Origin of the sequence: Aeromonas sp. R2-3, assembly GCF_040908375.1 — a bacterium.
GTDB classification, from domain to species: Bacteria; Pseudomonadota; Gammaproteobacteria; order Enterobacterales; family Aeromonadaceae; genus Aeromonas; species Aeromonas veronii.
Genome location: NZ_JBFODP010000004.1, coordinates 106,647 through 128,627 on the forward strand (window position 1 = coordinate 106,647; position 21,981 = coordinate 128,627).

General features: G+C 61.4%; 17 protein-coding genes. 10 read left to right on the forward strand and 7 right to left on the reverse strand.

All coding sequences use genetic code 11. The features are described 5' to 3' along the window. The first annotated feature begins 148 nt into the window (after positions 1-148). Positions 149-823: a 7-cyano-7-deazaguanine/7-aminomethyl-7-deazaguanine transporter gene (locus AB5Z02_RS01570; RefSeq protein ID WP_058058771.1), complete on the forward strand. Its 675-nt coding sequence runs from the start codon at positions 149-151 to the stop codon at positions 821-823. Between the two features lie 270 nt (positions 824-1,093). On the opposite strand, the gene rraA is transcribed toward AB5Z02_RS01570, so the two are convergent. Next, positions 1,094-1,579 (reverse strand): ribonuclease E activity regulator RraA, encoded by a 486-nt coding sequence (rraA, locus tag AB5Z02_RS01575; RefSeq protein ID WP_005340678.1) that lies wholly within the window; start codon positions 1,577-1,579, stop codon positions 1,094-1,096. Between the two features lie 146 nt (positions 1,580-1,725). On the opposite strand from rraA, the gene AB5Z02_RS01580 reads away from it, so the two are divergent. Continuing rightward, positions 1,726-3,579 (forward strand): methyl-accepting chemotaxis protein, encoded by a 1,854-nt coding sequence (locus AB5Z02_RS01580; protein ID WP_231720933.1) that lies wholly within the window; start codon positions 1,726-1,728, stop codon positions 3,577-3,579. Positions 3,580-3,701: 122 nt separating this feature from the next. Further along, entirely contained in the window at positions 3,702-4,352 is a 651-nt protein-coding gene (locus AB5Z02_RS01585; RefSeq protein ID WP_021230765.1) for a chromophore lyase CpcT/CpeT, read from the forward strand. Between the two features lie 100 nt (positions 4,353-4,452). Here the strand turns inward: AB5Z02_RS01585 and rpmE are convergent, their stop codons facing one another. Continuing rightward, complete coding sequence (rpmE, locus tag AB5Z02_RS01590) at positions 4,453-4,668, reverse strand: 50S ribosomal protein L31 (protein WP_005340673.1); 216 nt, start codon at positions 4,666-4,668, stop codon at positions 4,453-4,455. Positions 4,669-4,815: 147 nt separating this feature from the next. Between rpmE and priA the strand changes: the two genes are divergently transcribed. Next, positions 4,816-7,023, forward strand: a complete 2,208-nt coding sequence (gene priA / locus AB5Z02_RS01595; protein ID WP_368215076.1) for a primosomal protein N' — start codon at positions 4,816-4,818, stop codon at positions 7,021-7,023. A gap of 66 nt (positions 7,024-7,089) precedes the next feature. Here priA and AB5Z02_RS01600 read toward each other — a convergent pair whose 3' ends face one another. Then, the gene (locus AB5Z02_RS01600) at positions 7,090-8,181 is read right to left on the reverse strand and encodes a hypothetical protein (RefSeq protein ID WP_231720931.1); all 1,092 of its coding nucleotides are present in this window, start codon (positions 8,179-8,181) and stop codon (positions 7,090-7,092) included. Positions 8,182-8,379: 198 nt separating this feature from the next. Between AB5Z02_RS01600 and AB5Z02_RS01605 the strand changes: the two genes are divergently transcribed. From AB5Z02_RS01605 to dtd, 5 genes are all read left to right on the forward strand, one after another. Continuing rightward, complete coding sequence (locus AB5Z02_RS01605) at positions 8,380-9,813, forward strand: DUF2867 domain-containing protein (RefSeq protein ID WP_231720930.1); 1,434 nt, start codon at positions 8,380-8,382, stop codon at positions 9,811-9,813. 168 nt (positions 9,814-9,981) lie between these two features. Then, positions 9,982-11,208, forward strand: coding sequence for an aromatic amino acid transporter (locus AB5Z02_RS01610; protein WP_231720929.1), 1,227 nt, complete (start codon positions 9,982-9,984; stop codon positions 11,206-11,208). Between the two features lie 255 nt (positions 11,209-11,463). After that, positions 11,464-12,705, forward strand: a complete 1,242-nt coding sequence (locus tag AB5Z02_RS01615; RefSeq protein ID WP_231720928.1) for a malic enzyme-like NAD(P)-binding protein — start codon at positions 11,464-11,466, stop codon at positions 12,703-12,705. A gap of 176 nt (positions 12,706-12,881) precedes the next feature. Further along, positions 12,882-13,754, forward strand: a complete 873-nt coding sequence (locus tag AB5Z02_RS01620) for a virulence factor BrkB family protein (RefSeq protein WP_005340664.1) — start codon at positions 12,882-12,884, stop codon at positions 13,752-13,754. Between the two features lie 86 nt (positions 13,755-13,840). After that, positions 13,841-14,278, forward strand: coding sequence for a D-aminoacyl-tRNA deacylase (gene dtd / locus AB5Z02_RS01625; protein ID WP_231720927.1), 438 nt, complete (start codon positions 13,841-13,843; stop codon positions 14,276-14,278). Here the strand turns inward: dtd and AB5Z02_RS01630 are convergent. After that, the gene (locus AB5Z02_RS01630; RefSeq protein WP_231720963.1) at positions 14,267-14,947 is read right to left on the reverse strand and encodes a spermidine synthase; all 681 of its coding nucleotides are present in this window, start codon (positions 14,945-14,947) and stop codon (positions 14,267-14,269) included. The two genes, dtd and AB5Z02_RS01630, sit on opposite strands and share 12 nt — an antisense overlap. Positions 14,948-14,998: 51 nt before the next feature. Between AB5Z02_RS01630 and AB5Z02_RS01635 the strand changes: the two genes are divergently transcribed. After that, a complete protein-coding gene (locus tag AB5Z02_RS01635; RefSeq protein WP_231720926.1) occupies positions 14,999-15,907 on the forward strand; it encodes a bifunctional GNAT family N-acetyltransferase/hotdog fold thioesterase in 909 nt (302 codons plus the stop codon). 54 nt (positions 15,908-15,961) lie between these two features. On the opposite strand, the gene AB5Z02_RS01640 is transcribed toward AB5Z02_RS01635, so the two are convergent. The 3 genes from AB5Z02_RS01640 to pssA all read right to left on the reverse strand — a co-directional run bounded on the left by AB5Z02_RS01640 (position 15,962) and on the right by pssA (position 21,832). Beyond that, positions 15,962-18,079, reverse strand: coding sequence for an AsmA family protein (locus tag AB5Z02_RS01640; protein ID WP_216949977.1), 2,118 nt, complete (start codon positions 18,077-18,079; stop codon positions 15,962-15,964). Between the two features lie 143 nt (positions 18,080-18,222). Further along, positions 18,223-20,292, reverse strand: coding sequence for an ATP-dependent DNA helicase RecG (gene recG / locus AB5Z02_RS01645; RefSeq protein WP_368215079.1), 2,070 nt, complete (start codon positions 20,290-20,292; stop codon positions 18,223-18,225). A gap of 190 nt (positions 20,293-20,482) precedes the next feature. Further along, on the reverse strand, positions 20,483-21,832 hold the full coding sequence (pssA, locus tag AB5Z02_RS01650; protein ID WP_162518267.1) for a CDP-diacylglycerol--serine O-phosphatidyltransferase: 1,350 nt from the start codon (positions 21,830-21,832) through the stop codon (positions 20,483-20,485). Between the last annotated feature and the right edge of the window lie 149 nt (positions 21,833-21,981).

The following is a 21,981-nucleotide window of genomic DNA, read 5'->3' on the forward strand; positions in this document are numbered from 1 at the left end:
AAGGCCAGCTCTACCACTGGCCAACCTAGATGAGCCTAATCGCATAAAGATTGAACTATCGATTTGGGGGCGTATAATCTCGCCCCTCGATTATCGCCAATGGTGGCGATATGGGTTCCCTAACCCCATTAACCAAAAAGGTCACAAGATGAATCTGACCCCTGCGCAGTACCACACGGCGCTCGTTCGCCTGTCGTTGTTCCACATCCTGATCATTGCCAGCAGCAACTATCTGGTGCAGCTGCCGATCACCGTGTTTGGCTTCCATACCACCTGGGGTGCGTTCAGCTTCCCGTTTATCTTCCTGGCGACCGACCTGACAGTGCGGATCTTCGGTGCCGGTCTGGCACGCAAGATTATCCAGACCGTGATGCTGCCAGCACTGGCGGTCTCCTATGCGCTCTCCGTACTCTTCTTCGAAGGGAGCTTCCAGGGCGTTGGTCATCTGGCCGAGTTCAACCTGTTCGTGGCGCGTATCGCGCTGGCCAGCTTTATGGCCTATCTGGTAGGGCAGTTCATGGATGTGGTGGTGTTCAACCGGCTGCGTCTGCTCAAGCAGTGGTGGATTGCACCTGCGGCCTCCACCCTGTTCGGTAATCTGGTCGATACCATCGCTTTCTTCAGTGTGGCCTTCTGGCGCACCACAGATCCTTTCATGGCAGAGCACTGGGTCGAGATCGCAACCGTCGATTACGTATTCAAGTTGCTGATAAGCCTTGGTTTGTTCGTGCCGCTCTACGGTGTCTTGCTGCGCTACCTCAGCCGCAAGCTGGTGGGCGAGGCCGGATTATCCAGCCTGCAAACGGCCACCCGGCAAGCCTGACCAGATTGACCACCCTTCGCGGTGGTCAATTTTTTTGCACTTTCTGCAAATAGCGCTTGCCTAGTTAAATGAGAATGATTATTGTTAACTTGTTTTCCGGGAAAGACTTCATTCGTTCCAACGTGATGGACTTCTTGTGAAGGCACGACATTGCTCACATTGCTTCCAGTTAAGGGCCAGTTTATCTGGCCCTCTTTTTTTGTCATTTTTCAGCAAGTTGCAGACATAAAAAACGGGAGCCAAGGCTCCCGTCGTCACGCTGTCTGTGGCTTACTCGATATCGAGTGCCTCGGGGGAGAGGATCACCCCTGTGGTATCGGCGTAGAGGTGGTCGTCAGGCAGGAAGGTCACGCCACCGAAGTTGACCGGCAGATCGGTCTCCCCTACATCCTTGCTGTCGGCACCGACCGGAATGGCTGCCAGTGCCTGAATACCGATATCCAGATCTTCCAGAATATCGACTTCGCGGACGCAGCCGTAGCAGACAATCCCTTCCCAATCATTCTCGGCCGCCGTGGTGGCGATGTCGCTGTCGATCAGAGCGCGGCGCATGGAGCCACCGCCATCGATCAGCAAGACGCGTCCCAGCCCGTTCTCTTTGACGAGTTCACGGATCAGGCCATTTGATTCGAAGCATTTGACGGTGGTGATGACGCCGCCGAAAGAGGCGCGGCCGCCAAAGGAGCAGAGCATGGGTTCAAGCACATCCACCATGTCCTGATAGATGTCGCACAGTTCAGAAGTATTGTATTCCATAGTGTCAAATCCACGGCTGGAAACAGGTGCAACCAGTATAAGGAGTGGGTGTGGCATTTCAATGAATATTCCTTGCACAGATCACCTGTCGCCGCTTTTCTGCATAAGCTCAATGCAGTTCACTGCCAGTTTGCGAGAGGTCTATCGTGCTTATCCGTCATAAGTTGATCCTGAATACCCTGCTGGTTGCCGTTGCCATGCTGGTACTGAGCGGCCTGTTTATCTACTCCAGCCAGGTGCATCGTCACCTGACCGAAGCTCAGCGTAATATCGACCAGCTGGAGATCTCCATGCTCAACCTGCGGCGGGCCGAGAAGGATTTTCTGATCCGCAAGGATATGGCCTTCGTCGAGCGCTTCAATCAGGGGCTGTCTGACTTTCACCAGCACAACCGGGAGCTGGTGACCGATGACAATCTGGCGGCCGTCGAGGGGGAGCTGACCAGACTGGATCAGCAGATCAGCGGCTATGGCAAAGCCTTCAACGATCTGGTGGCCCAGCAGCAGAAGATTGGTCTGGGGCCGGAGGAGGGGCTCTATGGCAAGCTGCGAGCGGCGGTGCATGAGGTGGAGAATGGGCTCAAGCAGCTGGATCAGCAGGGGTTGCTCATCACCATGCTGCAACTGAGGCGGGCGGAGAAAGACTTCATGCTTCGCTCCGATATCCAGTATCTGGAGCGTTTCGAGACCTTGCACAAGAGTTTTCAGGATAGTCTTGCCACTTTGCCGGAGGGGGAGCGCGGCAGGTTGGAGCAGGCCAGCAAGCAGTACCGGCAGGACTTTGTGGCGCTGGTGCAGGGGATGCAGGTACTGGGGCTGAAAGAGGATGAGGGGCTGCGCAACCAGATGCGGGATCTGGTGCATCAGACCGAACAGGGGTTTGCCGCCGTCGATCAGCACATTGTCGCTGAGCTGGAGCGGCAGAGCGCTCGCCTCAACAGCCTGATGCTGGTCTGTGGCGGGGTGATTGTGGTGCTGATCGGCATCATGAGCGTGCTGCTGGGGCGCAGCATCGACCGCCCCATTACTCAGGTGAATGATACCGTCAACCGCATTCGTCAGGATAATGACCTGCGCCTGAAGATAGAGCTGCGCGGGGCAGATGAAATGGCCCAGCTGGCAGGCAATCTCGACGTGATGCTGGGCGGGTTTCGCAACCTGATTGGCGATGTGAAGCAGAGCGTGCACACCCTGACCGAAGCGGCTGATCACCTCTCGGCCAACGTCAAGCGCACCAGTGAAGGGGCGGCGCGTCAGCTGCAGGAGACCGACATGGTGGCGACCGCGTCCACCGAGATGGGCTCCACCATCGAAGAGATCGCCCGCAACACCGAGCAGGCGGCCAACAATGCACAGGCGACCAACAACAAGGCGATGGAGGGGCGGGCTGCGGTCGAGAATACTGTCGAGCAGATCCGCTCGCTGGCGGGCAATCTGGAGAGCTCATCTCGCGAGGTGAGCCAGCTGCAAAAAGAGAGTGAGACCATCGGCTCCGTGCTTGACGTGATCCGTGGCATTGCCGAGCAGACCAACCTGCTGGCCCTCAACGCAGCCATCGAAGCAGCTCGGGCAGGAGATCAGGGACGCGGTTTTGCGGTGGTGGCCGATGAGGTGCGCAATCTGGCCATCCGTACCCAGAAATCGACCCAAGAGATTGCCGGCATCATCAGCTCGCTGCAGAAACAGACCGGCAGCATCGTCGAGGTGATGGCGACCTGCCGCGAGCAGGGCAACCGCAGCTCGGATCAGGCCAGTACTGCAGGGGAGTTGCTGGGGCAGATCACTCAGGATGTTACCCACATCATGGATATGAGCACCCAGATTGCGGCAGCCATCGAACAGCAGAGTCTGGTGGCCAACGAGGTGAACCGCAACGTCAACAACATCCGCGACATCGCCCAGGAGTCGAGTATCATGGCGGAGGAAAATGCGAGATCCAGCGAGGGCCTCAACGAGCAGGCCCAACTGCTCAACAAGGCGGTGGCAAAATACAAGGTTTAGTGACCGGACTGGCATCCTTGTGATGTTTTTGCACCAGAGTGGCAATGATTTGATCGTAATGGCTGTTATTGGGGGAATTCGCTCATATAATCGCCGCCACTATGATGATTCGGAAGGATTCGATGGCAAAGTTGCTGGTGGCCGTATTCGGGCTGCTCTGTTCCTGTCTGGTGTTGGCAGGTTCGGCGCCTCAGGCTACCCCACTCAAGCCTGGCATGGAGCCGCTGCTCAGCTGGTTCAACGGGGCCTTTACGAGCCGGGAGCAGGCCAGTTACGACAGCCGCTTTACCAGTGCCGAGCTGCGCCTGATGGAGATCTGGCCCGGCTATCAGGGCTACCGCTGGGTCTATGCCGAGCAGTATCTGAGCATGCGCTCCGTCCGTCCTTTCCGCCAGCGCATCTATCGCTTCTCACCCGCACCTGACGGGCGGATCCTGATGGCAGAGCTGACTATGCCCCGAGCCACCGATTTTGCCGGTGCCTGGCATGATCCCGCCCTGCTCGACAGTCTGACCCCGCAGCAGCTCTCCTTGCGCCACGGTTGCGAGATCTGGCTGACCCGCACCCCCTCCGGCGAATATGCCGGTCATACCCGGGTGGGCCATTGCTCCACCGATTTTGGCGGTGCCACGACGCTGGTGCAGCATATCTGGATTGGCCCCGATAGCGTCAGATTGCTGGATCGCGCCTATGACAACGCAGGGAGCCCGCGCTGGGGCAGCCCGGGTGAGGGGTATGTCTATTTGCGTCGTTCCAAAGGATTTGGCCAGTAGGGGAGAGTGCGTCTGGCTGCGGGAACATGAAGGATGAAAAACAGGGATCGTAAAAAAGGCGCCCATTGGGCGCCTTTTTCAGAATTCTTCAGAAGTAAAATTACTTCTTGGTGGTCATCGCACCGAAACGCTTGTTGAACTTGTCTACGCGGCCGCCGCTAGAAACTTCTTTCTGCTTGCCGGTGTAGAACGGGTGGCACTCGGAGCACACGTCCAGGTTCAGATCTTTACCGATGGTAGAGAAAGTGTTGATGACGTTACCGCAAGAGCACTTGGCGGTGATGGCTACGTAGTCAGGATGGATACCAGCTTTCATGGACAACCTCAATTAATAGGCCGTGTCGCCATCCGATCTCTTGTCGGACACCACACGATTGTTGAACACAGTTTCAAAGGCTGCGAATAATATAGGAAATGCCTGAGATCAGGCAAGTGGCTTCGCAGAAAAAATAGGCAACCCCTGGTGAATTCTTCCCAAACGCTGGATCTGGTTCGTGTCGCTGTCCCGGTACCGTTACGCCGTCACTTCGACTATCTCTCTCCCCTGCCGTTACCTGCCCCCGGTTGCCGGGTCGAGATCCCTTTCGGTCCCCAGACCCTGGTCGGGCTGGTGGTAGATCATCCGGCCGACAGCCAGGTGCCCCGCAACAAGCTCAAGCCCATCAAACGGGTATTGGACACGGCTCCGGTGCTGGGGCCGGATATTCTGGCGCTGATGAACTGGAGCGCCAGCTACTACCAGCATCCGCTGGGGGAAGTGTTGCCTCACGCCTTGCCGGTGCTGGTGCGCAAGGGGGAGCCAGCCGCCTATCGGGAGCTGGAGTTCTGGTTTGCTACCGAGGCTGGCATGGCCATCGACCTCAACGAGCTCAAGCGGGCGGCCAAGCAGCAGCAAGCGCTCGCCTTGCTGCGCAAGGGGCCGCAGACCCCCTCCGCCCTCAAACAGGAGGAGATCCAGAGCGCAGCCCTCACTGCGCTGGAGAAGAAGGGGCTGCTGGAGAAGCGCTCGCTGGAGCAGAGTCACGACGGCGATTGGGCTACCCGTTTCGAGCCGGGGGAGGGGCTGCGTCTCAACGGCGAACAGGCGCTGGCGGTCTCCGCCGTCACCAGCCAGAGCGACAAGTTCGGTGCCTTCCTGCTGGATGGCATCACCGGCTCCGGCAAAACCGAGGTGTATTTAAGCATCCTCGAGCCGTTGCTCAAGGCGGGCAAGCAGGCGCTGGTGATGGTGCCGGAGATCGGCCTCACCCCGCAGACCATCAACCGCTTCCGGCGCCGCTTCAACGTGCCGGTGGTAGCGATGAACTCCGCCATGAACGACAGGGAGCGGCTCGACGCCTGGCTCGCCTGCCGAGACGGCGCCGCCGCCATCCTGATCGGCACTCGCTCTGCGGTGTTCACCCCGTTTCACAACCTCGGCATCATCATCATCGACGAGGAGCACGACGGCTCCTTCAAGCAGCAGGACGGTTTTCGCTACCACGCGCGGGATCTGGCGGTGATGCGGGCCCATCGTGCCGGTATCCCCATCCTGCTTGGCTCGGCTACCCCGTCGCTGGAGACATTGCACAACGCCCGCACCGGCAAATATCACCATCTCTCCCTGACCCGTCGCGCCGGTAACGCCCAGACCGCCCGTCAGGTGATCCTGGATATCAAAAACGTGCGGCTGCAGGCCGGGCTCTCTCCCCAGCTGGAGCAACTGATGGCGGAGCATCTGGCGGCGGGCAATCAGGTGATGCTGTTCCTCAACCGCCGTGGCTATGCCCCGGCTCTGATTTGCCACCAGTGTGGCTGGAGCGCCGCTTGCGAGCGTTGCGATGCCTGGTACACCTGGCATCAGGCCGGGCGGCGACTGCACTGCCACCACTGTGACAGCGTGCGCCCGCTGCCCCACCACTGCCCCGAGTGTGGCAGCAACGAGCTGATCGGATCGGGAGTGGGCACAGAGCAGCTGGAGCAACTGCTCACTACGGTTTTCCCGCAATATCCCGTAGTACGCATCGATCGGGACAATACCCGCCGCAAGGGGGAGTTGGAGGCCCATCTCGGCGACATCAAGGCGGGCAAGTACAAGATCCTGATCGGCACCCAGATGCTGGCCAAGGGCCACCACTTTCCGGACGTGACGCTAGTGGGTCTGCTGGATGTGGATGGTGCCCTGTTCAGCGCCGATTTTCGCGCCGCCGAGAAGCTGGCCCAGCTCTACACCCAGGTGGCGGGCCGTGCCGGTCGCGCCAGCAAACCCGGGCTGGTGGTGCTGCAGAGCCACCATCCGGAGCACGCCCTGCTGCAGGATCTGACCCAGAACGGTTACGGCCATTTCGCCGATACGGCGTTGAAAGAACGCCGTCTGCTGGGGCTGCCGCCCTTCAGCTATCAGGGGCTGTTCCGGGCCGAGGCCAATGGCCGTGACGATGTGCAGCTGTTCCTCGCCCGCCTCGCCGATACCCTGCGCAGCGCCCGCTATCCCCACGTTCAGGTGCTGGGGCCCATCAGCGGCTTTATGGAGCGCAAGGCGGGCAAGTTTCGCATGCAGTTGCTGGTGCAGGGGCCGAACCGGGCACCGCTGGCCCAACTGCTGGATTGGGCGCTGAAGGAGCTGGAAGGCTGGCCTGAGACCAAAAGGGTGCGCTGGAGTCTGGATATCGACCCCACCGAGCTGAGTTGATGGTGGCACCGGCGCCGGTCGCTGGCAGTGCTCGTCAGCGACCGATGGGTGATTTCATTTCAAGGCTCAGACCCGCAGATCGATCTGCTGCACCCACCCCCCCTTGCCCTGTTCGGTGAGATAGAGGCCGGATTGGCGCAGCACCCCCTGATTGCCGCTCTCCCCCAGATGGTTGAAGGGGGTGTCGAGGGGGCGCAGCAGGATGGCGCCGATCCCCAGTTCGACCAGCGCGATAGGTGCGTGCTCCGGATGCCAGAACTGCAGGGCTGAAAACTGGCTATCCCCCTCATCCAGCACCCCGTTGCCATCCTCATCCAGGGTGGCCAACTCGCCGAAGCCATTGCCGGAGCGAGCACCAAACAGCTCGCCCCCATCGTCTATGGTGCCGTTGCCATTGCGATCCAACGCCACAAAGCCGCTCCCTTCACTCAAGCCCGGCAGGCTGTCCTCCTTGCCATCCTGATCGATGTCGAAATTGACCCGAGCCTCGGTCAGATCGGCGATCTTGCCATCCAGACTGAGCACCAGCGGATCTTTGAGGGCATTGAGGGTGGTGCGCCGCTGGCTCACCTCCAGTTGACGCCAGTCGAGCACAAAGCCGAGATCGAGCTGAATAGTCTGACCATCCCGAGTCGCTACGCTGGCCGATGCCACCACGTTGAGCTGCTCCTGTTGCAGCAGGGTGTCAGTCACCTCCACCAGTTGATCCGGCTCGGCGGCTTGAGCAGCGGCGTCTCCTTGGGTCACTCCATCGCCTCCTTCTTCGGAGGGTTTGATCGGCTTGGGCAGCTCGATTTCGTGGCCCAGCATCGCCTCGATCATCAGCTTGATCAGCCGCTGGCGGTTATCCAGTCCATCGTCGGGAATACCATCCTGCTCTTTGCCGACGTCCGCTGCGGGCGGGGCGGGAGGTGTTGCCGCTTGCTGGCTGGCGGCGGATTGCCTCGCTGTTTGCAGCGTCAGGGCGCTGGTGAGAGTCAGAGTGCTGCTGCGTTCGCCGGCCGCAGCCGTGTTGTTGCCCTCCGGTGGATTGACGGCGGGTGGCACGGGCCCGAGGTTGCGCACCTTGCGGCTCTGGGCCTGTTGTTGCCGGTATTGCACCTCCCCCTGGAGGTCGTAGTGATCGATGCGCATACGTTCGCCCTCGGCGCTATACATCTGGTCAGTTATCGACCAGCCAATGAGCAGGGCTTAACACCAAATCGGACTAATCAGAGAGGTGGTTAGTACTAGGTTGCAAGGTAGTGGCGTGGCAGGATGGCAAGAGACTGGATAGTGGCGCTCTAGTTGAACATTTTCAGGTAGCGCTGCGCACGCTGGCTGACAAGCGGCATCGGTGAGGATAGGGAGAATTACATGAGAAATTGTCTGGTGATGGGAGCGGCAGGCTATATCGGTTCCTATCTGGTGCCTCACCTGCAAACGCTGGGCTACAAGGTGATTGCCGGGGCGCGCCGTCCCTGCCGCTTGCCTGAGGGAGTCGAGTTTCGCCTCGCCGATAGCCTCAAGCCGATCACCTTGCTGCCAGCGCTGGCGGGCATCGATACTGTCTTCTATCTGGTGCATGCCATGGGGGCGGGGGCCGATTTTCACCGGCTGGAGCAGCAGGGGGTAAAGAATTTTGCCGCCGCTGCCCGCGCCGCCGGGGTGCGCCGCATCATCTATCTGGGGGCGATCCAGCCTGAACAGTGCAACAGCCGCCATCTCAACTCCCGCCGCCACTGTGGCGAGCTGTTTCGTGACTCCGGCGTGCCGACGGTGGAACTGCGCGCCGGCATCATCATCGGGCCCGGTTCGGCGGCGTTCGAGGTGATGCGGGATCTGGTGTTCAACCTGCCGATGATGGTGACGCCCAAATGGGTGCGCTCGCGCACGCCGCCGATTGCGCTGTCCAACCTGCTTCACTATCTGGGCGGGCTGGTAGAGGCCGACGAAGTGGATGGCCGCATCTTCAATGCGGTCGGCCCCGAGCTGCTCAGCTATCAGCAGCAGTTGCAGAAGTTCGCCGCCCATATCGGCAAGCGCTGCCCCATCATTCCCATCCCGTTTCTGAGTCCGCGCCTCTCCGCCTGGTGGCTGCAGTTTGTCACCTCGGTGCCGCAGCCGGTGGCCAAGGCGCTGGTGGGCGGTCTCAAGCACGATATCCCGGCCGATGATGGCCCGCTGCGCACCTTGCTGCCGCAGACTCTGCTCAGCTTCGACGAGGCGCTGGCGGAGAGTCTGGCGCTGGAGCAGAAGCTGGGGGCTGAGCAGCAGGGGCAGGAGACGCCGCTTGGCCTGCGCTGGCGCCATCCCGAATATGGCTTCTACGACCGCACCGCCAGCGGCGATGCCATCTGTCTCGCCTCGCCCGAGGTGGTGTGGCAGGTGTTGCAGCAGCTGGGGGGTGAGCAGCGCTACTTCTACATGAACGAGCTGTGGGTGGTGCGCGAATGGATGGATCACCTGATAGGCGGCCCGGCCCGTACCCGTGGCCGCACCAATCCCGATCGCTTCGTGAAAGGAGATATGCTCGACTCCTGGCAGATCCTCGGGGTGGATGAGGGGCGCAGGCTCGATCTCTTGTTCAACATGAAGGCCCCGGGCGTCGGGCGGCTGGAGTTCAACATCCTACCGGAGGAGTCCGGGTTGACCCGCATCCGGGTCACCGCTCACTGGCACCCGCAGGGCGCCTGGGGGCTGGCCTACTGGCTTGCCATGCTGCCGTTCCACCTCTTTATCTTTCAGGGGATGACCGAGGCCATCGCCCGTCAGGCCGAGGCGAGGGCAGGTATCCCGGTGATGGATTAACCCTCTTCACATCATTCCCGCTGATAGAGTGCCCCGTTCGGGGCACTTTTTATGCGGCGGCCATGCCCGGTTATGGCAGATAGTGGTAGGCGTCTCATGGCAAAGGCTGGCATCATGCCGCGGTCTTGTTTACCGCGGATAGATAATCAGTCAGAAAAAGAAGGGATTATGAAGAAAAAACCGTCAATTTTGGGGGGCGCCTGCATCATTGCCAGCGTCTGCGTGGGAGCCGGCATGCTCGGTCTGCCGAGTTCGGGGGCGGGGGCCTGGACCCTCTGGTCGGTGCTGGCGCTGACCGTCACCATGGTGATGATGACTCTCTCCGGCTGGATGCTGCTGGAATCCTTCCAGCACCACGACATGCGGGTCTCCTTCAATACCGTGACTCGCGAGCTGCTGGGGGAGAAGCTCAATCTCCTCAACAACCTCTCGGTCTACTTTGTTGGCGGCATTCTGCTCTACGCCTATATCACCTCCTCTGGTGCCATCCTGCAGGGCATTCTGGGGATCGACAGCAAGCTCGCATCCGTGTTGTTCGTGGCGCTCTTCTCTGCGGTGGTGTGGCACTCGACTCGCGCCGTTGACCGTATTTCGGTGGTGCTGATCGCCTTTATGATCCTCAGCTTCGCTCTCGGTGTGGCCGGTCTGCTCGGCAGTATCAAGCTGCCGACCCTGCTCGATCTGGCGGGCAGCGAGAGTCGCTACGCCCCCTATGCCATGGCGATGCTGCCGGTGGCGCTCACCTCGTTCGGCTATCACCACTCTGTTGCCTCCCTGCGTGCCTATTACCAGAACGAGCAGCAGGCCAGATGGGCCATTCTGGGGGGAGCCCTGATCGCGCTGGCGCTATACGTGCTCTGGCTGCTGGGGATCTTCGGCAACCTGCCCCGTCAGGATTTTGCCCCCGTGATTGCCCAAGGGGGTGACGTGAGCGTGCTGCTCTCCGCGCTCTCCGGGGTGATCGAATCGGAGAAGGTGGCCAGCGCCATCAACGGTTTCTCCATGGCGGCCATCCTCTCCTCCTTTATCGGGGTAGGGCTCGGTGTGTTCGACTATCTGGCTGATCTGTTCAAGTTCGACAACAGCCGCGCCGGTCGCTGCAAGACCTGGGCGGTCACCTTCCTGCCGCCGCTAGTGCTCTCCCTGCTCTTCCCGTTCGGCTTCCTGCTGGCCATCGGCTATGCCGGTGCCGCCGCCACCATCTGGACCTGCATCATCCCGGCATTGCTGGTGCTGCGCACCCGGGCGCGGGCCGAGCGGGGCGAGGTGACACCCCACTTCGTTACCCCAGGCGGCAAGCTGATGGCCTGGCTGCTGATCCTGTTCGGATTGGCAACCGCGCTGTTCCACTTCCTGTCGATGGCAAATCTGCTGCCGGTCTATCTGGGCAACTGAGTCAGGCCTACAGAACTGACAGAAAGGGCGGCAAGGCTAACTTGCCGCCCTTTTTTGTCCCATTTTTGCCCAGCATAGCAGCATCTATAACTAAAGTGGTAGGTGTGGGCGGGGTAAGGTACTGAAATAACTGGTCTGATCTGGCTGGTGGCAGCATGATCTGCTGGGCATGCCCACCGCTTTCTTTTATGATCCCCGCCCTTCTGCGTGCCCCCTGTCGGCACCTCATTTGCACCAACCACATCGGGGTCCCCCATGTCCGATCTGCGTCAAGAAGCACTCGATTACCACGCCCAGCCCGTACCGGGCAAAATTGCCATCGCCCTGACCAAACCCGCCGAAACCGCCCGTGATCTGGCGCTGGCTTACAGCCCAGGTGTTGCCGAGCCGGTGCGCGAGATCGCCGCCAACCCGGCCGATGCCTATCGCTATACCGGCAAGGGCAATCTGGTGGCCGTCATCTCCAACGGCACCGCCATTCTGGGTCTGGGCAATCTGGGGCCGCTCGCCTCCAAGCCGGTGATGGAAGGCAAGGCTCTGCTGTTCAAGCGCTTCGCCGGCATCGACGCCATCGACATCGAGGTGAAGCACGAGACCAGCCAGCAGTTCATCGACACGGTGGCGGCCATCGCCGATACCTTCGGTGGCATCAATCTGGAAGATATCAAGGCACCTGAGTGTTTCGAGATTGAAGAGGCGCTGATCGAGCGCTGCGACATTCCGGTGTTCCATGATGACCAGCACGGTACCGCTATCGTCACCGCCGCCGGTCTGCTCAACGCGCTGGAAGTGCAGGGCAAGCAGATCAGTGACAGCCGCATCGTCTGCATGGGGGCGGGGGCTGCCGCCACCGCCTGCATGGATCTGCTGATCAAGTGTGGCGCCAGGGCGCACAACATCTTTATGCTGGATCGTCAGGGGGTGATTCACACCGGCCGCAGCGATCTCAACAAGTACAAGCAGCGTTTCGCCAACGAGACCCCGCTGCGCACCCTGATGGATGTCATCGAAGGGGCGGATGTGTTTGTCGGTGTTTCAGGCCCCGACGTGTTGCCCGCCGAAGCGGTCGCCCTGATGGCGCCCAATCCGGTGATCTTCGCCTGCTCCAACCCGGACCCGGAGATCAAGCCGGCGCTGGCCCACGCGGTGCGCAGCGACCTCATCATGGGGACCGGCCGCTCCGACTACCCGAACCAGATCAACAACGTGCTCTGTTTCCCCTTCATCTTCCGCGGTGCCCTAGACGCCCGTGCCAGCCGCATCAACGATGCCATGAAGATTGCTGCGGTCGAAGCGATCCGCGCGCTGGCCAAGGAGCCGGTGCCGGCCGAGGTGCTGACCGCAGCCGGGGTCAGCGAGCTCGCCTTCGGCAAGGATTACGTCATTCCCAAGCCGATGGATGCCCGCCTGCTGCCGCGCGTAGCCCGCGCCGTGGCGCTGGCGGCGGTCGCCTCCGGCGTCGCCCGCATCGAGCTGCCCGCGGACTACATGCTGTAATCCGGCATTGCAAACGGCCCCATAGCGGGGCCGTTTTTATTTCTGCTTCTGGCGACAGCCAGATACGCCAGCCGGGCGACAGGTTGGGGCATATGGAGGCAAATCGGGTTCAAAGGTGGTCAAACAGCGCTCTCCTCTGACACAATATTGCCACTATGACGCTAACGAGAATCAAGATGCAGCAGCCTGTCAGCGGCCGTTTGGCCCACGCCCTCTCCTTCTTGCGCCATGATGGTCGCCACTTTGCCCAGTTTGTCTGGGGCCGTTTCCAGCAGGACAGATTGACGGTTACCGCCGGTTATCTGGCCTATGTCACCCTGCTTTCGCTGGTGCCGATGATCGCCGTGGTCTTTGGCATGATGTCCGCCTTCCCGGTGTTCCAGAGCCTCAAGCAGGCGATGGAGCAGTTCGTCTACCACAACTTCGTGCCGACCGCGGGCGACATGCTCAAGGAGTACATCGACGGCTTCGTCGCCAATGCCACCAACACCACGGCAGTGGGGATTGGGGCGCTGGTGGTGGTGGCGCTGATGCTGATCTCCGCTATCGACAAGAACCTCAACTACATCTGGCGTTCGACCCAGGGCCGCCCGCTGGCGCAGGCGTTTGCCATGTACTGGATGATCCTCACCCTGGGGCCCGTGCTTATCGGGGCCAGTATCGCCATCTCTTCTTACATCTTCTCGCTGCGGCTGTTTGGCGCCGAGAGCCTGTTCGGTATCGGTTATCTGCTGTTGCGGGGTTTGCCGTTCCTCTTCTCGGTGCTCACCTTCCTGCTGGTCTATACCGTGGTGCCCAACTGCAAGGTGCGGCTGATCCACGCCTTTATCGGTGCGCTGGTAGCGGCGACCCTGTTCGAGCTGGCCAAGCGCGGCTTTGCCATCTACATCACCAACTTCCCCTCCTATCAGGCCATCTACGGCGCGCTGGCCACCATCCCGATCCTGTTTGTTTGGGTCTATCTCAGCTGGCTGGTGGTGCTGTTGGGGGCTGAAACCACGGCCTGCCTCGGTGAATACGAGAAACCGGCGAGTGAGGAGCTGGGCTAAGCCATCGCCTTGCCCACCGGTTTATTGGTAGCATCGACGACCGCCCCTGCGAGGGGGCGGTCGTTCTGTTTTCAAAGGAGAGGGATGTGATTGCATTGATTCAGCGGGTCAGCGAGGCCAGCGTGACTGTCGAGGGGGAGGTGACCGGCGCCATCGGTCAGGGATTGCTGGTGCTGCTCGGGGTAGAGCTGGGGGATGATGAGGCCAAGGCCGACAAGTTGCTGCATCGGGTCAGTGGTTATCGCATCTTTCCGGATCAAGAGGGCAAGATGAACCTGAATGTCAGCCAGATCGGCGGCAGTCTGTTGGTTGTCTCCCAATTCACGCTGGCGGCGGATACCAAGCGAGGGATGCGTCCCAGCTTCTCCTGCGGTGCTCACCCGAGCGAGGCCGAGCGGCTCTATGACTACTTCGTGGCCAAGGCTTCAGCCAGCGGCATCCCGACCGAAACCGGCCGTTTTGCCGCCGACATGAAGGTGGCGCTGGTCAACGAGGGGCCAACGACCTTCTGGCTACAGGTCTGAGGATGTTTCGTCCCGCGGTGTGACGTGGACGATCACGTTGATAAGCCCCGCGACCGGGTAGGGGGTAGCCGGGCCAATCCACTGCTCGATCAGTGTCAGGGCGTGGGTTAGCTCAAGCGCGGTGCGTGGCAGCAGGTTGATGACCAGAGTGCCGTTCAGCCGGGGGGCCAGCGCCCGGTAGAGCCGCTCCTGAAACAGCAGCAGCGGGTTGCCATCCTGACTGAAGAGATCGAGCAGGATGAGGTCGTACTGCTGCTCGCTCTGCTCCAAAAAGGCGAGGGCATCGGCCTGATGGAGTGCCGGAGCAGCGCGTTCATCGCTCTCCTGATGCTGGAAAAACTGCTGATAAACGGTCAGCACCTCTTCGTCGAGGTCGACGCACTCGTGGCGGGCATCGGGCCAGCGTTGGCAGAGATGGCGAGTGAGATCGCCGCCACCCAGCCCGAGTTCTAGTATCTGCCCGGCCTGTTCCGGCAGCAGGCAGGCGATGACCCGTTGATGGGGCAGACAAAGGGTCGCGGGGTCGGCGAGCGACATGGCGGATTGCACCACGCCGTCTATCTCCAGCCAGCGGTGGTGGCTATTTTCCTGTACCGTGAGGCGGCGCTGGGGTTTGACGCTGAGGTGCAACAAGTGATCGGCTTGGTACGCTTGCAGATTGAAGTCCATGAATTTGCACGGCAAGATGGTTTCCGACCAGTGTAACTCAAGGATGAAACTATGTACCGGGTAGTCACCCCTCAGACAGTCGCCGAGCTGGATGCCTACTACCAGTTGCGCTGGGAGCTTCTGCGTAAGCCCTTCAATCTGCCGGTTGGTTCCGAGCGGGACGAATACGACACGGTCGCCATTCACCGGCTGATGCTGGCACCCGATGGCACCCCCATCGCGGTGGGGCGCCTCTTTATCGGCGGTGACGAGGCGCAGATCCGCTTCATGGCGCTGCGTCCCGAATATCGCGGCCAGGGGCTGGGCGCCAAAATGGTGGAGGATCTCGAGCAGCTGGCTCGCAGCGAGAAGGTGAAACGGCTGGTGATGAACGCCCGTCAGGAGGCGGTGGAGTTCTATCGCAAGTGCGGTTTTCTCGAAGTGGGGGGCGGCCCTGTCTCATTTGGTCGGATTCCCCATCGCCAGATGATCAAATCCCTGAGCCCGTTGCAGACTATCCAGTACCGGCCGGAGTGGTGTCAGGATCTCACCACCCGCTGGTCACGTGGGGTGCCCATCAGCGAGAAGATGGGGATGCACATCAGCCACTACGACGGCCAGACCTTCCATCTCAAGGCCAATCTGGCGGCCAATTTCAACGTGCATGGCAGCATGTTCGCCGGCAGTGTCTACAGCCAGTGCGTGCTGGCAGGCTGGGGGCTGATCTGGTTGCAGCTTAAAGAGGAGGGGCTGGTGGGCGAGCCGGTGCTGGCCGAGAGCTCCATCAAATATCATGGCCCGGTCGATGAGGAGCCCGAGGCGCGAGTGGCCCGCGAGGGGATGCCCGCCGTGCTGCAGCCGCTCAAACGGGGGGAGCCTGCCACCTTCAGCCTCAAGATCCAGCTGTTCAGCGGCAGCAAGCTGGCGGCTGAGTTCTGCGGCCACTACATGGTGCAGCCGCCCCGCCGTCCGGGCCAGTAACCGCGTCGTTTCCCCATCAAACAACAAGGCCTCATCATGAGGCCTTGTCTGTTTTTACCCTTGCTGGCTTTCGCTTGTCTGCCCGGCTTGGGTCTGCACTTGGGCCTGGTTTTGGGCTTTCGGTGCGGGAGCCGGTCGCCAGAGCGGGGCGCTGTTGCCTTGCGGCGGATAGCGTACTCCCACTTCCCAGCCGCAGGCGTCCTGCTTCTGCGGGAAGCTCCAGGCCAGCGTGGGTTCCGTCAACGGCCCGCGCCACTGGCCGAGCAGCTCGGCGCAGCGGTTGCCGTTGAGGATCCCCAGATCCAGCTGCCACTGCTCGTTGACCAGATCGATCCCACCTTGCAGCGCCAGCAGATGGGTGATGGTGGAGGCGCCAGCCTGCTCGACTTGTAGTTGCCCCTTGTCGATCTTGCCCTGCAGCTTGATGCGGTAGAAGGGGGTGTCACCCTCCTGCATCGCCTGCCACAGCTGTTCCGGCGTCAGGGTGGGCGGGGTCGCTCCCTTGAACCACTCATCCAGCAGCGGATCTATCTTCACCTTGTCCCAGAACGGCTCGTCGGCATCGAGGGCAAAGCTGCCTTGCAGGGTCTGGCGCCACTCGCCCGCCGTTTTGCCGTGTTCGGCTTGCAGGTCGGCACTCACGTCCGCCTTGCCGGCGAACGAGACAGGGGAGTGAAATATCTTGCCCCACTGCTGCAGATCCAGCTTGGTCGCCTGCAGTTGGAGGCGACTGCTCTGGCCCGGCTCGCGGCCCCACTGGCCACTCAGGTTGAAGGTGCCCTCATCCGGCAGCGAGCTGGTGAGTTTTCCCAGTTGCCAGGAGCTGGGGGTCAGTTCCCCATCCAGCTCGCCGTTGCGGGCGCTGAGGCCATCCCACACCAGCTCGAACCACTTGCTCTCGATACGGGCGCGGCCGAGCAGCGGGCCGGGTTGGTTATCGCGCAGGGCGAGATCGCTCAGATAGAGCTGCCAGCCGGTCAGCGACAGGGGCAGGGTATCGTCGAAGGAGAGCACCTTGAGCTTGTCGAACGCCAGCTTGCGGATATCGACCTGCTGCGGGCGCCAGCTCTGCCAATCCTGCCACCAACCCTGTGGCAGGCTGATATCCATGCCGCTCAGCGCCACGTCTTTCAGGGTCAGCTTCTGCTGCTGGCTATCGAGGGAGAGCTCGACATTGAACTCCCCTTCATAGGCCTTGCCCTGCAGTTCGCCGTCGATCTGCTGGGGCGAGAAGGCGAGCTTGCCCTTGATCTCCTCCAGCTGGAACAGGCCACGGCCCATGTCGCCCAGGGTGCCGCTCAGATAGCCGGTGGGCTGGTTGCCCGCCTGCCAGTTGAAGGCGGTGAGCTGGCCGCTGAAGTTGTTGAAGGAGAGCTCCTGATTGATGTCGTTGAGGCTGACGCCGTCCAGCTGGCCGCGATCCAGCGACACGCTTTGCAACGGGAAGCGCTGCGGGAAGCCTTGTTGTGTCAGATCCCCCAGCTCCACCCGCATGCCGCGCGCCTTGAGGTCATGCAGTTGCAGGGTGCGGGCGGGCCAGTCCAGCACCATGCCGGTCTCCAGCAGACCGTCGAACAGGTTGGTCACCAGCTTGTCGGTGCGCAGCACTTCTCCTTCCAGCCGTCCTTGCAGGTTGAGACGGGCGAAGGTGAACTGCGGAGTCTCCAGCTGGCCGATATTGAGGCTCAGGTTGGCCTGTGGCTGCCGTTTCGGATCGATCAGCTCCCAGTCGCTCAGGGTGGCGTTGAGACCGCGCAGGGTCAGCTCGGGGCTCTCCAGACTGAGCCGGTCTATGGTGCTGTCGCTGATGGTGAGGGAGTGCACCGGCAGGTTCGGCAGCTGGTTGGGCAGCGGCAGCTTGATGGCGGGGCGAATGAGATCGAGATGGGCGATGCGCACGTCGCGGCTCAGCCAGTCGATGCTCTCGATCTCCAGATAGATCTTGTCGAGGGAGACCGCATCGCCGTAGCGTACCTGCTCTGCCAGCAGGGTGTAGGGGTGGAGCGGGTTGAACACCAGTCGCCCTATGGTGACCGGTACGCCGGTCTGCTGGCTGATCCAGCTGGCGATGGGGCCTTTGGCGCGCTCGGCGTCGAACAGGCCGAGGGCAACCCAGACAAACAGCAGCAGGAAGGCGAAGGTGTAGAGCAGGCCGCGTAGCCAGGAATTCATGGTTGCTTTCCTCCTGTTTTGGGATGTGTTGTCAGGCGTTTGAGTAGTGGTCTCGCAGACCGAGCCAGCGCCGTATCAAGGGTTCGACATGACTCGGATGCCTATCCATAAGGACATGTGCCCATCTTCTGCATCTACCTCGATCAGGCATTGGAATAGTGATCCCGTAAGCCGAGCCAACGGCGAATCAAGGGTTCGACATGGCTTGGGTGCCTATCCATGAGGAAGCGCGCCATTTTTTGCACCTGCGGAATAAGCGGCTGATCCCGCACCAGATCGGCGATCTTGAGATCGGCCAGACCGGTCTGGCGAGTGCCGAGCAGTTCCCCCGGGCCGCGCAGTTCCAGATCGCGCTGGGCGATGAGGAAGCCGTCGTTGGTCTCCCGCAGCACCCCGAGTCGGCTCTGGGCCGTCTTGGACAAGGGGGCATGATAGAGCAGCACGCAGTGAGAGGCCACCGCCCCCCGGCCAACCCGACCGCGCAGCTGGTGCAACTGCGCCAGCCCGAGCCGTTCCGGGTTCTCGATGATCATCAGGCTGGCGTTGGGCACATCCACCCCCACCTCGATGACGGTGGTGGCGACCAGCAGCTGCAGTATGCCTGCCTTGAACTCCTCCATCACCCGCTGTTTCTCCACCGGCCGCATCCGGCCGTGTACCAGCCCGATATGCAGACCGGGCAACAGGTTCTGCAGCTCGGCGGCGGTATCCTCGGCGGCCTGGCACTCCAGTACCTCCGACTCCTCGATCAGGGTGCAGACCCAGTAGGCCTGCTTGCCCTCGGTGCAGGCGAGCTTGACCCGCTCGATCACATCGCCGCGACGGCTGTCGGGCAGCGCGACTGTGGTGATGGGGGTTCGGCCCGGCGGCAGCTCGTCGATGACCGAGGTGTCGAGATCGGCATAGGCGGTCATCGCCAGGGTGCGGGGGATGGGGGTGGCGGTCATGATGAGCTGATGGGGATGTACCCCTTCCCGCTCCCCTTTCTCGCGCAGGGCGAGGCGCTGATGCACCCCGAATCTGTGCTGTTCATCGATGATGACCAGCGCCAGACGCTGGAACACCACCTGCTCCTGAAAGATGGCGTGGGTGCCCACCACCATCTTGACGCTGCCATCGGCGATGGCGGCCAGCGACTCTTCCCGTGCCTTGCCTTTCTGTTTGCCAGCCAGCCAGCCGACTCTGATGCCGAGCGGCTCCAGCCATTTGGCGAAGTTGATGGCGTGCTGTTCCGCCAGCAGCTCGGTCGGCGCCATCAAGCCCACCTGACAGCCGTTGCCGATGGCCTGCAGGGCAGCGAGTGCCGCGACCAGCGTCTTGCCGGAGCCCACATCCCCCTGCACCAGCCGCATCATGGGGTGGCTCTGTTGCAGATCCTTACTTATCTCGGCCACCACCCGGCTCTGGGCACCGGTGGGCTTGAACGGTAGGGCGCCGAGCAGCTGTTCGACCAGCTCGGGCGCCGGTTTGAGGGCGCGAGCCAGCTGGGTTTGTGCCTGAGCACGCACCTTGAGGACCGAGAGGTTGTGCGCCAGCAGCTCCTCCAGTACCAGTCGCTGCTGGGCCGGATGCTGGCCGCTTTCCAGCAGCGGCAGCGCCACCGAGGGAGGCGGGCGATGCAGCAGCTTCAGGGCGGCGGCCAGTTCAATCTGATGGGGATAGAGTCCGGCGGGCAGCAGCTCCTCCACGCCGTAGAGGTCGAGCTGGGTCAGCGCCTGATCGGTGAGGTTGCGCAGGGTGAGCTGGCGCAGTCCTTCGGTAGTCGGGTAGACGGGGGTGAGCGCCTCTTCGGTCTGACCGGCCTGCTCCTCGCCGAGCAGCTTGTACTCGGGATGGGCCATCTCCAGCCCGTATTTACCGGGGCGAACCTCGCCAAAACAGCGGATCAGGCGGCCCGCCGCCAGACTGTTTTTCTGGGCGGCGGTGAAGTTGAAGAAGCGCAGGGTGAGGGTGCCGGTGCCATCGCTGATGCGACAGACCATCATGCGGCGGCGCCCCATCACCAGCTGAGTGTCCTGGATTTCGCCCTCGACGGCGCCGTGCAGCCCGGGCGGCAGATCGCCAATGGGCCACACCTGGGTGCGGTCCTCGTAGCGCAGGGGGAGGTGGAACAGCAGATCCTGTACCGTGGCCAGCCCCAGCCGCTCGAGCTTCTCCAGCATCTTGCTGCCGACACCCTTGAGGCTATCGAGAGTAATTTTATCCAATTTCATCAATTAGATGCCCGAAAACACTGTAAATATGTCCAGATGATAGGGGTTGTTGAGGTGCCTATGCAAGCCGAGTTGCTGCTGGCTGGGCCGCCAAGACGGGGGATACGGCGGATATAACAAAGGCCTGCCGAAAACGGGAGGCCTTTGTGCGGCTGCCAACAGGCAAGGTGCAGGCGCATGGCGCCCAAGGTCAGATGATGCGTTTGAGCAGCAGGTGAGCCTTGACCCGGTGGATCCGTCCCAGCAGCTTGCGCACCTGTTCCGGGTAGTCCTGAATCTGCTCTACCTGATCGAAGTGGCTGATCCGCTTGGTGTTGGTCAGGATGTTCTCCCGCTCCGCGTTGAACTGGGGACGCAGCAGGTGGCGACGATCGTGTACCAGCAGGCCATTCTCCAGATCCAGCGCCCAGGCGCGGGGGTTGAGGTTGTTGCCGGTGAGCAGGGCCCACTCGTCATCCACGAAGATCCCCTTGAGATGGTAGGAGTTGCGCTCGCAACACCAGAGCATCAGGTTGAGGCGGCCGTCGTCGATGTGGCGCTGGTTGCGCTCGGCAAACTTGCGCAGGTTGGTCTCGTAGAGATAGGGCAGGCCACCGATAGTGGAGAACTTCTCTTCCGGCGGAATGAAGAAGTCGTTGGCGGTCTTGTCGCCCACTACGATGGTGACTTTGCAACCGCGCTGCAGCAGATCCTCGATATCCTTGCTCAACTCCTTGGGCGGGTTGAAGTAAGGGGTGCAGATGAAGATCTCCCGCTCGGTGGCGCGCACCAGATTGCGGATCATCAGGTTGAGCTGGTTGTTGCGCTTGCCCAGACCCACCATGGGGGTGACGGCCACCTCCTGGGTGTTGACCGGCATGGTGCTGAAGCGGTACTGGCTCTGGCGCAGGTTCTGCTTGAAGCGGCGGATCGGCCCCTTCAGCTGTTTGGCGCTGGGGATATCGCTGTGATCCAGTCGCTGCACCGCATCGCTCTTCACGAACAGGTCATCCACATAGTTGACCATGCTGCGGGCCAGCTCCGGGCTGGTGATCTGGTGATAGCGATCGAAGCGGTAGCGATCCTGCTGGTGCAGGTAGATGTCGTTGAGACTGGCACCGGAGTAGAGCACCACATCATCAAAGATGAAGCCCTTGAGGTGGAGCACGCCGAGCAGCTCGCGCCCCTTGACCGGTACGCCGTAGATTTCGATCTGGTGCTCGTGTTCGGCAGCCATGGCCTGATACATCAGGTGGTTGCCGCCCTGCTTGCCTTTGCCGATCAGGCCGCGCTGGGCACGGTGGAAGTCGACGAACAGCTTGATGTCGAGGGCCGGATTGCGCTGCTTGGCGGCGTAGAGGGCGGCGAGGATCTCCCGGCCTGCTTCGTCATCTTGCAGATAGAGCGCGACCAGATAGATGCGCCGGGTGGCACTGGCGATAAGCGCAAGAATGCGGCGTTTGAAATCCTGGGCGCTGTAGAGCACTTCAAACTGATCCGCTGCGACGGCGATCTGGGGCAGGCGCGCCAGCAGTTGTCGATAATGGGCCGATGAATGCATAGATAAACCTGAAATCACGGGGTTAAGCGTTCCACTCGGAGCGATGAATAGGCGATTCTAGCAATCTCGCCCTCTCAGCCAAAGAAAGAATCATCAGAAAGATGAAAAAGGCCTCACGAGTGAGGCCTTTTTGTCAGCATTTCGCCCTT

Excerpts from the sequence above, each read along its gene's own strand:
- AB5Z02_RS01570 (WP_058058771.1), top strand. The coding sequence starts at position 149 with ATGAATCTGACCCCTGCGCAGTACCACACGGCGCTCGTTCGCCTGTCG.
- rraA (WP_005340678.1), bottom strand. The coding sequence starts at position 1,579 with ATGGAATACAATACTTCTGAACTGTGCGACATCTATCAGGACATGGTG.
- AB5Z02_RS01585 (WP_021230765.1), top strand. The coding sequence starts at position 3,702 with ATGGCAAAGTTGCTGGTGGCCGTATTCGGGCTGCTCTGTTCCTGTCTG.
- rpmE (WP_005340673.1), bottom strand. The coding sequence starts at position 4,668 with ATGAAAGCTGGTATCCATCCTGACTACGTAGCCATCACCGCCAAGTGC.
- AB5Z02_RS01600 (WP_231720931.1), bottom strand. The coding sequence starts at position 8,181 with ATGTATAGCGCCGAGGGCGAACGTATGCGCATCGATCACTACGACCTC.
- AB5Z02_RS01605 (WP_231720930.1), top strand. The coding sequence starts at position 8,380 with ATGAGAAATTGTCTGGTGATGGGAGCGGCAGGCTATATCGGTTCCTAT.
- AB5Z02_RS01610 (WP_231720929.1), top strand. The coding sequence starts at position 9,982 with ATGAAGAAAAAACCGTCAATTTTGGGGGGCGCCTGCATCATTGCCAGC.
- AB5Z02_RS01615 (WP_231720928.1), top strand. The coding sequence starts at position 11,464 with ATGTCCGATCTGCGTCAAGAAGCACTCGATTACCACGCCCAGCCCGTA.
- AB5Z02_RS01620 (WP_005340664.1), top strand. The coding sequence starts at position 12,882 with ATGCAGCAGCCTGTCAGCGGCCGTTTGGCCCACGCCCTCTCCTTCTTG.
- AB5Z02_RS01630 (WP_231720963.1), bottom strand. The coding sequence starts at position 14,947 with ATGGACTTCAATCTGCAAGCGTACCAAGCCGATCACTTGTTGCACCTC.
- AB5Z02_RS01635 (WP_231720926.1), top strand. The coding sequence starts at position 14,999 with ATGTACCGGGTAGTCACCCCTCAGACAGTCGCCGAGCTGGATGCCTAC.
- AB5Z02_RS01640 (WP_216949977.1), bottom strand. The coding sequence starts at position 18,079 with ATGAATTCCTGGCTACGCGGCCTGCTCTACACCTTCGCCTTCCTGCTG.
- recG (WP_368215079.1), bottom strand. The coding sequence starts at position 20,292 with ATGAAATTGGATAAAATTACTCTCGATAGCCTCAAGGGTGTCGGCAGC.
- pssA (WP_162518267.1), bottom strand. The coding sequence starts at position 21,832 with ATGCATTCATCGGCCCATTATCGACAACTGCTGGCGCGCCTGCCCCAG.